We start from the raw sequence: 12787 nt of genomic DNA on the forward strand, positions 1-12787 counted from the left end.
GCGTTGGCCGCTGCCGTCTACGGCCAACCCGGATCGGGTGCCCGGTTCGACTGGGGCCTGACCGGGGCGGCCGAGCTCGGCCGGGTCTGCGCGGCGCTGGTGGTGGTGGACGTGCTGTCGTTCACCACCGCCGTCGAGGTGGCGGTGGCCCGGGGCATGCGGGTGCATCCGTTCCCCTGGGGTGAGCAGGCCGCCGACTACGCGGTGCGGGTCGGCGCGGTGGCTGCGGTGGGCCGGCGGCGGACGACGGCCGACCACCCGTGGTCGCTCTCGCCCGCCGCCCTGAGCACCGCGCCGGTGGTGGCGGACCTGGTGCTGCCGTCGCCGAACGGCTCCGCGATCAGCGCCGCCGCCAGCGCCACCGGGCTGCCGGTGGTCGCGGCGTGCCTGCGCAACGCCCGCGCCGTCGGGCGTTGGCTGCGCCGCCAGGGGTACGGCACGACGGACGCCCCGATCGGCGTGATCGCCTCGGGGGAGCGGTGGCCGGACGGGTCGCTGCGCCCGTCGGTGGAGGACCAGCTCGGCGCGGCCAGCGTGCTGGACGCCCTGTCCGGCGTACCCGGTGGGCTCTCCGTGGAGGCGGCCATGGCGCTCGCCGCGCTGGCCAGCACCCCCGACGTGCCCGCCGCGGTTCGCGGCAGCATCTCCGGCCGGGAGTTGACCGAGGGTGGCTTCGCCGAGGACGTGGACATCGCCGTCCGCGTGGGCGTGTCGACCGTCGTGCCGGTGCTGCGGCAGGGCGTCTTCTCCGCCGCCTGAGCACGGTCGCCGGCGTCGGGTCGCCCGCCCGCCGCCCCGGCCCGCGCCTGCGCGTTCGGTCAAAGCGGCCGGTCCGGGTCCGCCGGACACCCCGCTTTCATGGAACGCGAGTGGATCGAGCAACGAAACGGCCACCCGGTGATCCGGGTGGCCGTTTCCGTGCGCTGCGTGGGTCAGTCGTCCAGCCAGTCGAGGCGTCGGCCGCTGCGCTCGGTCGGCGGCGGGCCGTCCGGCCGGGCCCGACCGGCCTGCTGACCGTAGCCGCCCTGGTCGTAGCCCTGGTCGTCGTAGCCGCCGCGCTGCTGCGAGGGCTCCTGCCCGTAACCACCCTGGTCGTAGCCGCCGCCCGCCTGCTGGCCGCCGCCCGCCTGCTGGCCGTAGCCACCCTGGTCGTAGCCCCTGCCGTCGTAGCCGCCGCGCTGCTGCGGGGGCTCCTGGCCGTAGCCGCCCTGGTCGTAGCCGCCACCGGCCTGCTGGCCGTAGCCACCCTGGTCGTACCCGCCGCCCGCCTGCTGGCCGTAGCCGCCGGTCGGTTCGGCCGGCCGACCGCTGTACGGGGCCGTCGGGTCCGGCTGGCCGTAGCCCTGGCCCTGCTCCGGCTGGTAGACGCCGGTGGCGTACGGGTCGGCCGGAGCCGGGTACTGCGTGCTGTCGCCGGTGTACCGGCCGGTCGGCTCGTCGAAGCGCTCGCCGTACGCCCCACCGCCAGCGGGAGCCGGCGGGTAACCGGCCGCGCCGGCCGGGGCCGTGTAGTCGCGGCTGCCGTAGCCGCCGCCTGAGGAGGGTGCGCCGCCGTAGCCCGCGCCCGAGCCGGGTGCGGCGCCGTAGCCGTCACCGGCCGCCCCGGCGCCGTAGCCGCCCTCGGGGGCCGCCGCCGTGCCGTAGCCGCCGCCCGAGGCGGGAGCGTTGCCGTAGCCACCCGCGCCGTAGCCGCCGGGCGCCGGCTCGTCGCCGTAGCCCGTACCGCCCCAGCCCTGCGAGCCTGCCGCGCCGTACGGCTGCGCGGGCGCGCCGTACGGGTCCGGCGGGACGTCGTCGACCACGGGGCGGTGCATCATCGTCGGCGCCTCGCTCAGCGCCGCACCGCCCACCATGGTCGGGTCCGGTCCACCGCCCGCCCGGTTGACCACCCGGGTCTGGTCCTCGCCGCCACGGAACGCACCACGGGCCGCCGGCACCGCGCCGGCCGCGCCGGCACCCTCCGGGACGTCCTCGTCGTCGCCGCTCTCCCTGCGCTTCATCCAGAGCAGCACGATCGTGCCGACACCCGCGGCCACCAGCAGGCCGCCGAGCAGGATGATCAGGTACGAGCCGAAGCCGCCACCGTCGTCCTCGTTCGAGGCGTTCGCCGGAGCAGCCGAACTGGCCGCCGTGGACGGCTCCTCCTCGGTGCCCTCCTCGGTCGCCTCATCGCTGGGAAGGGCCTCGGCGGTGGCGGACGGGGTGGCGCTGGGCGTCGTCTCGGCCTTGATCGCGAGGATGATTTTCTGGCCGGTGATGGACTGCCCCGCGTTGGCGTTCAAGGACTTGAAGGCCTGGATGCTGTCGAACGAGGCACCCAGGTCGATCCGTCCGGGCGTGATCGGGTTCTGCGTGGAGCCGCTGAACCGGAAGTTGCCGCTACCGTCGCTCATGGAGTCGTAGCGGTGACCGGCGGTGTCCTGGAGGATCACAAACGCGTTCGGCACGGCCTTGCCGTCAGCCTGCGTGACCACCTTGCCGGAGACCGACTTCACGGTCTGGTTCTGCGGCGGGGGCGCGGCCTTGGCCGTGAGGTTGACCGTGGTCGAGCCCTGCGGGTTCCCGAGCCCAGCACTGGCCCTCACGGTGATGCGGGCGGACCCGTTCGAAGCATCGTCCGCCGCCTTGAACTTGGCCGTGTAGGTCCGGGCCTCGGTCACGTTCCCCTGCGAGCAGCCCTCGATGCACTGGAGCTTGGGGTTGTCGGAGCTCACAGTCACATCGGTGGGAACTGCCGGGTCGTCAAAGCTGAGTGTGTAGCTCACTGTCGTCTCGCCGCCCGCTTGGACGGTGCCTGGGGAGGCTGAGACGTTTGTGACCTTAGGAGCGGCCGATGCTGGTGTGGCGGGGACGGCGAGCTGAGCGCCAGCTACCAGCGCTACGACCACACCGGCCCGCTGGTTCCAGGCACGTCGGTGTGTTGACACGTCCACCGCCTTCCGGGCTGACTTCCCTCTGACCGGCGGGGCGCCGGGCCGGGGATCATCACGGTACGAATACGCCGTCGGCAACTATGCCTTGTCTGACTGGATCGGCGCGACCCAGGGCCAGCGTCGAGTGCGCCACCTGCGGGTCGTATCGTCCCGTCGTGTCCTCTCCGTACAGTAAGTCGGCCGCCGTTGCGGCGGCGTTGTCGGCGCTCGACGAGGGTCGTACGCCCGAACGGTCGGTGTTCCGGGAGGCGGTCCGGACGTTGTTGGCCGTCCTCGCGGAGCGCGCCCCCGGCCGATCGGTGGAGGTGCGCGTCCCACCATACGGGGCGATCCAGTGCGTCCCCGGTCCTCGACACACCAGGGGAAACCCACCAAACGTGGTCGAGATGGCACCAGACATCTGGCTCGCGCTGGCCCTCGGCCGGATCGGCTGGGCCGAGGCGGTTACCGACGGTCGCGTCCAGGTGAGTGGCGTCCGGGCGGACCTCTCGGCGTTTCTGCCCCTCTAGCTGCTCCGATGTCCAAGTGCCGGTGACTCTCAGCAGGGAAATCGTGACTATCTGTATCGACAGCTGTTCGCGTACACTGTCAGGCGACGACAGTGGTCCCGGCCAAGGAGTGTGGATCCGCCCCGTGATCCCCGCAAGGCCGGTCCAGACCAGCGTGAGGGAGCGGTAGGTGCCCCGAGGCGACGGCCGGCTGAGCCACGACCTTGACCCCCAACGACCCGGCCCACAGGACGCCTGCGGCGTCTTCGGCGTCTGGGCCCCCGGCGAAGAGGTCGCCAATCTGACCTACTTCGGCCTCTACGCCCTCCAGCACCGTGGCCAGGAGGCGGCGGGCATCGCGGTGAGCGACGGCTCCGGCGTGGTGGTCTACAAGGATCTCGGCCTGGTGGCCCAGGTCTTCGACGAGCCCACCCTGGCCAGCCTGCGCGGCCACCTGGCGATCGGGCACGCCCGCTACTCCACCACCGGCGCCTCGAACTGGGAGAACGCCCAGCCGACCATCCGGTCGACCAGCTCCGGCACGACCATCGCGCTGGCACACAACGGCAACCTGGTCAACACCGCCGAGCTGGAGAAAGAGGTGGCCGAGCGCGGCCTCGTCGCGGACGGCTCGACCAACGACACCTCGCTGGTGACGATGCTGCTGGCCGGTCGACCGGACGTCTCGGTCGAGGCGGCCGCACTGGAGGTGCTGCCGCAGCTGCGGGGCGCGTTCAGCTTCGTCTTCATGGACGAGTCGACGCTCTACGCGGCGCGTGACCCGCACGGCGTACGCCCGCTGGTGCTCGGCCGGCTCGAACGCGGCTGGGTGGTGGCCAGCGAGACCGCCGCGCTGGACATCGTCGGCGCGAGCGTGGTGCGCGAGGTCGAGCCGGGCGAGTTGATCGCGATCGACGAGGACGGGCTGCGTTCCACCCGGTTCGCCGCGCCGGAGCCGAAGGGCTGCCTCTTCGAGTACGTGTACATCGCCCGTCCGGACGCCACGATCGCCGGGCGTAACGTGCACGCCGCGCGGGTGCAGATCGGCCGGCAACTGGCCAAGGAGCACCCGGTCGAGGCCGACCTGGTGATCCCGGTGCCCGAGTCGGGCACCCCGGCCGCCATCGGCTACGCGGAGGCGTCCGGCATCACCTACGGCGCCGGCCTCATGAAGAACCCGTACGTCGGGCGCACCTTCATCCAGCCGTCGCAGACCCTGCGTCAGCTCGGCATCCGGCTCAAGCTCAACCCGCTGCGGGAAAACGTCCGCGGCAAGCGGCTGGTGGTGGTGGACGACTCGATCGTCCGCGGCAACACCCAGCGGGCCATCGTGCGGATGCTGCGCGAGGCGGGTGCGCTGGAGGTGCACGTCCGGATCTCCTCGCCGCCGGTCAGTTGGCCCTGTTTCTACGGCATCGACTTCGCCACCCGGGCGGAGCTGCTGGCCAACGGGTTGGACAACGACGGCATCCGGCGCTCGATCGGCGCCGACACGCTGGGTTACGTCTCACTTCCTGGCCTGATCGCCGCGACCGAGCAGCCGAAGACCCGGCTGTGCCGGGCGTGTTTCGATGGGGAGTACCCGATCGAGCTGCCGGCCGGCAACCTGATCGGCAAGCACGTGCTTGAAGGGGTGGGTCGACGGGTCGCCAACTCGGCGCCGGAGGCTCCGCACACCAACGGCTCGCTCGTCGCCACTCCGGGTGGCGTGACCGCCAACCGCCCGTAGCACCAACCGGCGCGGCCCGGCCACCGCCGGCGCGGCACCGAGAACCACAAAGGGGAGAACCGTGACGCACGTGTCCGAGCGCAGCGGCGCAGGAAGCAGCCCGACCGGCGCCGGCGGCGACCGCCAGCCCTGGACGGGCGGCGCCGGCCGCCAGGCGCGCAAACGCTCGGTCTCGTACGCCGACGCGGGTGTCTCCATCGACGCGGGCGACCGCGCGGTGGAGCTGCTCAAGTCGAAGGTGCGCCAGACCCGCCGGCCCGAGGTGCTCGGTGACCTCGGTGGCTTCGCCGGCCTGTTCCGGTTGGACACGACGAAGTACAAGAACCCGATCCTGGCGTCCTCCACCGACGGGGTGGGCACCAAGCTGGTGATCGCCCAGCAGATGGACATCCACGACACGGTCGGCATCGACCTGGTCGCGATGGTCGTCGACGACCTGGTGGCCTGCGGCGCCGAGCCGCTGTTCCTGCTCGACTACATCGCCACCGGCGAGGTCGTTCCGGACAAGGTCGCCGAGATCGGCGCGGGCATCGCCGACGGCTGCCGGTACGCGGGCTGCGCGCTGCTGGGCGGGGAGACCGCCGAGCACCCCGGTGTCCTGCGCCCCGACGAGTACGACATCTCCGCGACGGGTGTCGGCGTGGTCGAGGAGGCCGACATCCTCAGCCCCGACCGGGTCGAGGTGGGCGACGCGGTGATCGCCATGCGCTCATCCGGTCTGCACTCGAACGGGTACTCGCTGGTCCGGCACGTGCTGCTCGGTGCCGCGCGGATGCGACTGGACATCGTGATCGACGACTTCGGTCGGCAGCGGACCCTCGGTGAGGAGCTGCTCACCCCCACCAAGATCTACGCCAAGGACTGCCTCAAGCTGATCGCCGAGGCCGACGTGCGGGCGCTGTCCCACATCACCGGCGGTGGTATCCCGGGCAACCTGGTCCGGGTGCTGCCGGAGCACGTCGACGCCGTGGTCAACCGGTCCACCTGGAAGCCGCAGCCGGTCTTCGACCTGATCCAGTCGAAGGGCCGGATCGACGACCACGACATGGAGTCGACGTTCAACATGGGCGTCGGCATGTTCGCGATCGTCTCGGCCGAGGACGCCGACCGTGCGCTGGCCACGCTGACCGGCCGTGGGGTCGAGGCGTGGCAGGCCGGCGAGATCATCGAGGGCACCGGCAACGTGCAGATGGTTGGTCAGCACACCCGCGGATGATCACGCTCTGGTGATCGTACGGGCACCTGATCAGGGCTTCACCCGAGTGGCCAACGCCGCCTAGCCTGAAGGGCACCCTCAGGCTAGGCGGAGGAGGGCGATGGCTGCTCGGGGACAGTCGTTCAGCGGGATGCGCGGCCTCGCCGCGGTTCCGTCGTACGTCGTCATGCAGCCGACCACCCTCTGCAACCTGGACTGCGCGTACTGCTATCTGCCGTTCCGTGCCGCCGACCGGCGGATGCCGGTGGCGGTCGCCGACGCGGTGGCGTCGGCGGTCGAGCCGTGGGCGACCGCGGGTCGGTTCTCGGTGGTGTGGCACGGCGGGGAGCCGTTGGCGGCCGGCCAGGAGCATCTGGCGGCCCTGATCGCGCCGTTCGGGCCGCGGGTCGAGCATCATGTGCAGACCAATGCGACGCTGATCGACGACGAGTGGTGTGACTTCTTCACCCGGCACGAGGTGCGGGTGAGCGTGAGCGTGGACGGGCCGCGGGAGCGTAACGGCGACCGGGTCAACCGGGGCGGCCAGCCGGCGTACGACCGGATCCTGCGCGGTGTGGCCGCGTTGCGCCGGCACGGGCTGCCCTTCTCCGCGTTGGCCGTGGTGTCCCGTCCGGAGCCGGGGCTCGCCACCGAGCTGTACGACTATTTCCTCGAGCTGGGCTGCGACGTCCTGGGCATCAACATCGAGGAGACCGAGGGCGTCAACACCCGCGACAACCGCCACGATCCGGCGGCGGTGACCGGGTTCTGGGCGGAGCTGGTGGCGGCGTGGCGCCGGGAGCCCCGGATCCACCTGCGCGAGGTGGAGTGGTCGCTGCGGTACGTGGCAGCGGTGCTCGACGGCTCGGCGGACGGGGTGCTGCCCCGCCGCCTGGATCCGATCCCGACGATCGGGCACGACGGTTCGGTGACGGTGCTCTCTCCGGAGCTGGCCGGCTTCACGGACCCCCGCTACGGCGATTTCAGCAGCGGCAACGTGCTCATCACCCCGCTGGGCGAGATCCTCGCCGGCGCGGCGGGCACGCCGTGGGTGGGCGAGTTCCTGGCCGGCGTGGAGGCGTGCCGGGCGTCCTGCCCCTATTTCGGCTTCTGCGGCGGCGGCCATGCCGCCAACCGTTACTTCGAGCTGGGGCGTTTTGACGGTACGGAGACCGAGCACTGCCGCAACAGCAAGATCCGCCTATTGGAGGGAGTGTTGGAACATGCCCGAGACCACTAGTCACCGGCGGCCTGAGCGCGAAGCGGACGGGGCTACGGACGGAGTCACCGAACGGGTGCGGGAGGCGGCCCCAGGGCTCGTCGCGCTCCTTCAGGAGGCCGAGGACGCGCGTCGGCTCCGGGCGGAGGTGTCGGGCTCCGACGACGCCAGCGCGGTCTGCGCCTGGAACCACTTCGAGAACATCCCGACCTTCTACAACTGGAACAACCGACCGCGCTGAGGGCGACCGCGGTCAGGGGCCTGTCGGCCGGCCGGATGAGTTCCCGGCCAGGGCAGGCCCCTGATCGTCGGCACCGGTGCCCCTCCCGACGGGCACATGCGTGAGCACGCGGGGGTCACCGCGTGCTCAGCTGCGTCGAGAGGTCAGCGGGTCGGACGGACCCAGGGATCCGGGTCGTCGTCCGCGTGATTCTCATCATCGTCGTCGACGAACTCTTTTGAGTCGTCGTCGAAGTGGTGCTCAGACTTACCAGCACCCGCCAGTTCGCGCTGCAAGGCGGTGAGGTCGGTGTTCGGGGAGTGGTACTTCAACTCCCGGGCCACCTTCGTCTGCTTGGCCTTAGCACGGCCGCGCCCCATGGCTCGACCCCCTCGCACAGAATGCGGGGCAGCCCGAAGGCGGGCCCCGATGACGTCAGGCATCTCTCGTGGCTCTTACGGTACATGGGGATGCCACCGTTCGGCACCTCGGGTTACCGTCGGCCGGCTCTGCGCGTCGCGTCGATCCGACCGTCACCCAGTGTACCCGGTAAGGAGCGGAACGGAGAGCACCCGTGACACGGGACAAACCACGCCAAACTTGACCCGGCCTCAGCTTACCCAGATGGGCCCGGTGAAGGTGCCCCGGAGACGGATCCCGGTCGATCCGCCTCCGGGAAAGGCTCAGCGCAGGTGAATGGAGCGCAGCCGGCCGACGTCGGCCATCCGCCGCTCCGCCAGCCGGTCCGCGGCCACCGCCGGAGGTACGCCCTCGGCGTCGGCCAGGTGCAGGATCTCCCGGGTGGTGTCGAAGATCCGGGTCGCCCGCAGCTTGGCCCGTTCGAAGTTGAAGCCCTCGATCTCGTCCGCCACCTGGATCACGCCGCCGGCGTTGACCACGTAGTCCGGGGTGTACAGGATGCCCCGGTCGGCCAGCAGCTTCTCGATGCCCGGGTGGGCGAGCTGGTTGTTCGCCGCGCCGGTCACCACCTTGGCCCGCAGGGCCGGCACGGTGTCGTCGTTCAGCGCGCCGCCCAGCGCGCACGGGGCGTACACGTCGATGTCCGCGGCGACCAGCGCGGTGGCGTCGTCGACCAGGGTGACCTGCGGGTGGTTGGTGCGCACCCACGCCAGCGCCTTCGGGTTGACGTCGGTGGCGACCACCTCGGCGCCGTCCTCCAGCAGGTGCCCGGTCAGGTACTTGCCGACCTTGCCCAGGCCGGCCACGCCGACCCGCCGGCCGCGCAGGCTCGGGGTGCCCCAGACGTGCTCGGCGGCGGCCCGCATCCCCTGGAAGACGCCCCAGGCGGTCAGAATCGACGAGTCACCGGCACCGCCGTGCTCGACGCTGCGGCCGGTCACGTAGCGGGTCTCGCGGGCCACCACGTCCATGTCCGCCACGTACGTGCCGACGTCGCACGCCGTGTAGTACCGGCCGCCCAGCGACTCGACGAAGCGGCCGTACGCGCGCAGCAGCGCCTCGCTCTTGATCTGCTCCGGGTCGCCCCAGATCACCGCCTTGCCACCGCCCAGGTCCAGCCCGGCGAGCGCGTTCTTGTACGCCATCCCGCGGGACAGGTCGAGCACGTCGGCGAGCGCGTCGTCCTCGCTGGCGTACGGGTAGAAGCGGGTGCCGCCCAGCGCGGGCCCCAGTGCGGTGGAGTAGATCCCGATGATCGCCTTCAGGCCGCTCTGCTTGTCCTGGCAGAACACGACCTGTTCGTGACCGGTCGATATCGGGTCGTCGGTGCTCGCGAATACGCCCATGACTGGCTCCTGGAGTGGTGTGCGTCCTTGTGGGACGCGGACCTGGTGAACCCCGGCGGGGATGCTGCCGATGCGATCGAGCCTAGTATCGGCGGCCCCGCGGGTGCTCGACGCGCCGCCGCCGTCCGATGGTGCGGCGCGCGTGGTCCGGCCGCTGACCGCGCCCGTGTGCGGTTCGTGGGAGGATCGCGCCGTGCCGTCGCTCTTCGCTTCTTACCTGCGCGTGTACGAACCGCTGACCGCCTTCGACCGGGACCGCCAGAGTTACTGGCGCCGCTACGTCTCCGAGGGGCGGGCGGTGGCCCCCGTGGAGGGTCCCGGCCGTCAGCGGACGGCGGTGATCGAGGCGCTGGGCGCGGGCTGGACCCGGCTGCCCGACCTGCCGGAGGAGGCGTACGTCCTGGAGACGGACGACAGCCTGCTGGTCTGCCCGTGGAACCTGCGGATCCGGGTCGCTGAGGCGGCGCTCAGCGCCCGGGACGGGGTGCCCTCGGTGCTCGCCGACGCGTTCGTGCCGCCGGTGCTCGCCGGGCAGGCCAGGGCGGTGGTGGACGACTGGCGCAGTGGTGCCCGGGTGCTGGAGCACGGGGTGCCGCGGGTGCACGAGCAGATCGCGACCTGGGGCGTACCGCTGCGGTGGTTCGTGCTCTTCGACGCGGCGGAGCGGGACCTGGTGACCGAGCCGGGCCGGCGGGCGTTGCGCTACCGCACCGAGATCTCCAAGGCTCGGCGGCGCTCGTCGCGGGCGCTGTCGGTGCTGCGCAAGTCGGTGGGCGAGGCTCCGATCACCGACGCGGTGGAGGAGGCGGCCCGCTGGCTGGAGGAGTTCCACCCGCGGTCGGTGGTGGAGCTTGACTACGGCGGCCTGGTCGACCTGCTCTCCGACGAGACCCTCACCGCCGACGACTCGCCGGAACTGGTGGCCAGCGGCCTGGCCGGGCTGTCGCGCGGGGAGGCCGAGGAGGCGTCCGCCGCGTACGACACGTTGGTGGCTCGGTGGCGTGCGGTGCAGCTGCTGGAGCGGTGCAACTAACGCAAATCGCCTCAGGAGCGCTCCCAAGGCGAGGTTTGCTCGTAGTTAACGCATCACGAACCGTGATCATGAGTCCGAATAAGGTGGTTTCTGCCGTGTAAAAGTCGTAAAAATCGGGCATGGTTCATCCGTCCGTCTAGGGACCTTCATCCGTTCGGCCCATGTCGGACATCGGGGACTAGCCGGACCATGGGAGACGCGTCGGCCGGCGGGACCCCGGCCGATGTCTATACATGTGGAGGAGTGACCGATGGCATCGCGAACGCACGAACCAGAGCCGCTACTCACGCCGGCCGAGGTGGCGTCGATGTTCCGTGTCGACCCGAAGACGGTGACCCGGTGGGCGAAGGCCGGCAAGCTCAGCGCCATCCGCACCCTGGGTGGCCACCGTCGGTACCGCGAGTCGGAGGTCAGGGCGCTGTTGCAGGGCCAGATCCCGCAGCAGCGGCAGGGCGACTGACCCGGCAGGGGCTTTCTGGTCAGGGGCGGTGGATCTCGATCCGCCGCCCCTTTCCGTGCCCGCCGTCAGCCTTTCCCCTCGGTCAACGTGACCCGGATGCCGACCGTGCCGCCCTCGCCGCGACGCAGCCGGCTGCCGAGCAGGCTCAACCGACCGATCACCCGGTACTTGTGTTTGAGCAGATCGCGGATGCGGCCCGTCTCGCCGGCACCGGAGATCGTCGCGTGGGCCGGCACCTCCGCCCCGTGCGGCCGGCCCCGCACGTCGCACGGCGCCACCGTCACGTCGCCGTTGTGCCGGATCCGCTTGACCTTGCCCGAGTCGGCCCGGGTCCAGACCGCCAACGCCTCGCCGTCGCGTACCGCCCAGACCGGCGTCGGCACCGCCCGACCGTCCTTGCGGAAGGTCGTGAGCAGGATGTACTTCTCGGCCGACAGCCGGTCCAGCGTGGTCACGCCGCCAGGATACGACCGCTGCGGTCCTCCGGTGGGCGGTTAGCGTGAACGCCGTGACGGGTGAGCCTCAAATCGGTGACGTGGTCGGTGAACTGCTGCGGGACACGCTCGCCGTGGCCACCGGGGTCGGCCCCCGACCCCTGGTCGGCGGCCGACTGCCCCGACCGGTCATCGAGATCATCGAACGCGACGACGGGTTGATCAACGGTGCGCCCGCGGCGCACTACCTGGACGGGCCGGCGGACTGGCAGCCGTACGACCACCGGGCCGTGGACCGGGTCCGCGGCGAGACGTTGGACGTCGGCACCGGCGCCGGGCGGATCGCCCTGCTGCTCCAGGAGCGCGGCGTACCGGTCACCGGGCTGGACACCTCGGCCGGCGCGCTCGCGGTGAGCCGCCGTCGCGGCGTACGGCGGCTGGTGCACGGGACGGTGGACACCCACGTCGCCGACGGCCGGCGGTACGACACGTTCCTGCTGCTCGGCAACAATCTCGGGCTCTTCGAGGGCCGGGAGCGCGCCCCACGGTTCCTGGCCGCGCTCGCCGCCCTGGCCCGGCCGGGGGCACAGATCATCGCGCACGGCACCGACCCGTACGGCACCCGCGACCCGCTGCACACCGGCTACCACGAGCGCAACCGACGGCGTGGCCGGCTCGGCGGCCAGCTACGGCTGCGGCTGCGCTATCGCGAGCTGGGCACCGAGTGGTTCGACTACCTGGTCTGCTCGGCCGACGAGTTCGCCGGCCTGGTGCACGGCAGCGGCTGGCAGTTGACCGATGTGGACGACCGCGACGCCCCCTACTACCTGGCCACCCTGCGCCTCGCCGACTGAGCGACGGCCCCCGCGTCCGCCGGGCGGAAGCAGGGGCCGTCGTACGTCTCAGACCTGGACGGTCGGTGGGAGCTGCTCCGGCGGAAGGCCACCGTCGCCGTCGACCACCTCGTCCGGTTGGCCGTCCTCGTCGATGTCGACCATGGTGATGTCCACCTTGCCGTCGCCGTCGGTGTCGAACTGGAACAGGTCGGCCTTGCCGTCGCCGTCGGTGTCCACCACCCACACGTCGGTCTTGCCGTCGTTGTTGGTGTCGGCGCGCAGCAACTCCACCCGCTCGTCGCCTCGGGTCTCCACGGTCTCGGAGTCGGTGCTGCCCTGCTCGGTGACGCTCTCCGGTGCCTGGCTCATGTCGATGCGGTCCTTCCCTCGGTTGACGGGCCGTCAGTACCCGATCCCGCGCTCCCCCACGCATGGACCGGATTCCGTGCTGCATAGGGTCGCACCATGAGCGAG

General features: G+C 71.5%; 14 protein-coding genes. 9 read left to right on the plus strand and 5 right to left on the minus strand.

Going from position 1 to position 12787, the window contains the following annotated elements:
- Window positions 1-3 precede the first annotated feature (3 nt).
- Complete coding sequence (locus tag AB0H52_RS09685; protein WP_151490643.1) at window positions 4-759, plus strand: 2-phosphosulfolactate phosphatase; 756 nt, start codon at window positions 4-6, stop codon at window positions 757-759.
- A 173-nt stretch (window positions 760-932) separates the two neighbouring features.
- On the opposite strand, the gene AB0H52_RS09690 is transcribed toward AB0H52_RS09685, so the two are convergent.
- Window positions 933-2933, minus strand: coding sequence for a carboxypeptidase-like regulatory domain-containing protein (locus AB0H52_RS09690; RefSeq protein WP_151490637.1), 2001 nt, complete (start codon window positions 2931-2933; stop codon window positions 933-935).
- A gap of 155 nt (window positions 2934-3088) precedes the next feature.
- On the opposite strand from AB0H52_RS09690, the gene AB0H52_RS09695 reads away from it, so the two are divergent.
- From AB0H52_RS09695 to amcA, 5 genes are all read left to right on the plus strand, one after another.
- The gene (locus tag AB0H52_RS09695) at window positions 3089-3442 is read left to right on the plus strand and encodes a sterol carrier family protein (protein ID WP_225854573.1); all 354 of its coding nucleotides are present in this window, start codon (window positions 3089-3091) and stop codon (window positions 3440-3442) included.
- A 169-nt stretch (window positions 3443-3611) separates the two neighbouring features.
- Window positions 3612-5150, plus strand: a complete 1539-nt coding sequence (purF, locus tag AB0H52_RS09700) for an amidophosphoribosyltransferase (protein WP_151490636.1) — start codon at window positions 3612-3614, stop codon at window positions 5148-5150.
- A gap of 61 nt (window positions 5151-5211) precedes the next feature.
- A complete protein-coding gene (purM, locus tag AB0H52_RS09705) occupies window positions 5212-6366 on the plus strand; it encodes a phosphoribosylformylglycinamidine cyclo-ligase (RefSeq protein ID WP_139586136.1) in 1155 nt (384 codons plus the stop codon).
- Between the two features lie 130 nt (window positions 6367-6496).
- Window positions 6497-7585 (plus strand): cyclophane-forming radical SAM peptide maturase AmcB, encoded by a 1089-nt coding sequence (gene amcB, locus AB0H52_RS09710; RefSeq protein WP_357946445.1) that lies wholly within the window; start codon window positions 6497-6499, stop codon window positions 7583-7585.
- Window positions 7569-7805 (plus strand): multiple cyclophane-containing RiPP AmcA, encoded by a 237-nt coding sequence (gene amcA / locus AB0H52_RS09715; protein ID WP_357946365.1) that lies wholly within the window; start codon window positions 7569-7571, stop codon window positions 7803-7805. Before amcB ends, amcA begins: the two co-directional genes overlap by 17 nt.
- A 143-nt stretch (window positions 7806-7948) precedes the next feature.
- Here amcA and AB0H52_RS09720 read toward each other — a convergent pair whose 3' ends face one another.
- Together AB0H52_RS09720 and AB0H52_RS09725 are read right to left on the minus strand one after the other, a co-directional pair.
- Window positions 7949-8164 (minus strand): DUF3073 domain-containing protein, encoded by a 216-nt coding sequence (locus tag AB0H52_RS09720; RefSeq protein WP_007454329.1) that lies wholly within the window; start codon window positions 8162-8164, stop codon window positions 7949-7951.
- Window positions 8165-8467: 303 nt separating this feature from the next.
- Window positions 8468-9550 carry a Glu/Leu/Phe/Val dehydrogenase gene (locus tag AB0H52_RS09725; RefSeq protein WP_151490633.1) on the minus strand — a complete coding sequence of 361 codons (1083 nt, stop codon included), beginning with the start codon at window positions 9548-9550 and terminating at the stop codon, window positions 8468-8470.
- 193 nt (window positions 9551-9743) lie between these two features.
- On the opposite strand from AB0H52_RS09725, the gene AB0H52_RS09730 reads away from it, so the two are divergent.
- Both AB0H52_RS09730 and AB0H52_RS09735 read left to right on the plus strand, forming a co-directional pair.
- On the plus strand, window positions 9744-10583 hold the full coding sequence (locus tag AB0H52_RS09730) for a hypothetical protein (RefSeq protein WP_151490632.1): 840 nt from the start codon (window positions 9744-9746) through the stop codon (window positions 10581-10583).
- 250 nt (window positions 10584-10833) lie between these two features.
- Window positions 10834-11043, plus strand: a complete 210-nt coding sequence (locus AB0H52_RS09735; RefSeq protein WP_007073996.1) for a BldC family transcriptional regulator — start codon at window positions 10834-10836, stop codon at window positions 11041-11043.
- Between the two features lie 65 nt (window positions 11044-11108).
- Here the strand turns inward: AB0H52_RS09735 and AB0H52_RS09740 are convergent, their stop codons facing one another.
- The gene (locus AB0H52_RS09740; RefSeq protein WP_151490631.1) at window positions 11109-11498 is read right to left on the minus strand and encodes a PPOX class F420-dependent oxidoreductase; all 390 of its coding nucleotides are present in this window, start codon (window positions 11496-11498) and stop codon (window positions 11109-11111) included.
- Between the two features lie 53 nt (window positions 11499-11551).
- Here AB0H52_RS09740 and AB0H52_RS09745 point away from each other — a divergent pair, with 53 nt between their 5' ends.
- A complete protein-coding gene (locus tag AB0H52_RS09745; protein ID WP_151490630.1) occupies window positions 11552-12331 on the plus strand; it encodes a class I SAM-dependent methyltransferase in 780 nt (259 codons plus the stop codon).
- Between the two features lie 48 nt (window positions 12332-12379).
- Here the strand turns inward: AB0H52_RS09745 and AB0H52_RS09750 are convergent, their stop codons facing one another.
- Window positions 12380-12682: a hypothetical protein gene (locus AB0H52_RS09750; RefSeq protein ID WP_151490629.1), complete on the minus strand. Its 303-nt coding sequence runs from the start codon at window positions 12680-12682 to the stop codon at window positions 12380-12382.
- Window positions 12683-12787 lie beyond the last annotated feature (105 nt).

The organism is Micromonospora sp. NPDC050695 (genome assembly GCF_040654415.1).
Taxonomy (GTDB): domain Bacteria; phylum Actinomycetota; class Actinomycetes; order Mycobacteriales; family Micromonosporaceae; genus Micromonospora.

Coding starts and splice junctions, on each gene's coding strand:
- AB0H52_RS09735 (WP_007073996.1), top strand. CDS start 10,834: ATGGCATCGCGAACGCACGAACCAGAGCCGCTACTCACGCCGGCCGAG.
- AB0H52_RS09725 (WP_151490633.1), bottom strand. CDS start 9,550: ATGGGCGTATTCGCGAGCACCGACGACCCGATATCGACCGGTCACGAA.
- amcA (WP_357946365.1), top strand. CDS start 7,569: ATGCCCGAGACCACTAGTCACCGGCGGCCTGAGCGCGAAGCGGACGGG.
- AB0H52_RS09720 (WP_007454329.1), bottom strand. CDS start 8,164: ATGGGGCGCGGCCGTGCTAAGGCCAAGCAGACGAAGGTGGCCCGGGAG.
- amcB (WP_357946445.1), top strand. CDS start 6,497: ATGCGCGGCCTCGCCGCGGTTCCGTCGTACGTCGTCATGCAGCCGACC.
- AB0H52_RS09750 (WP_151490629.1), bottom strand. CDS start 12,682: ATGAGCCAGGCACCGGAGAGCGTCACCGAGCAGGGCAGCACCGACTCC.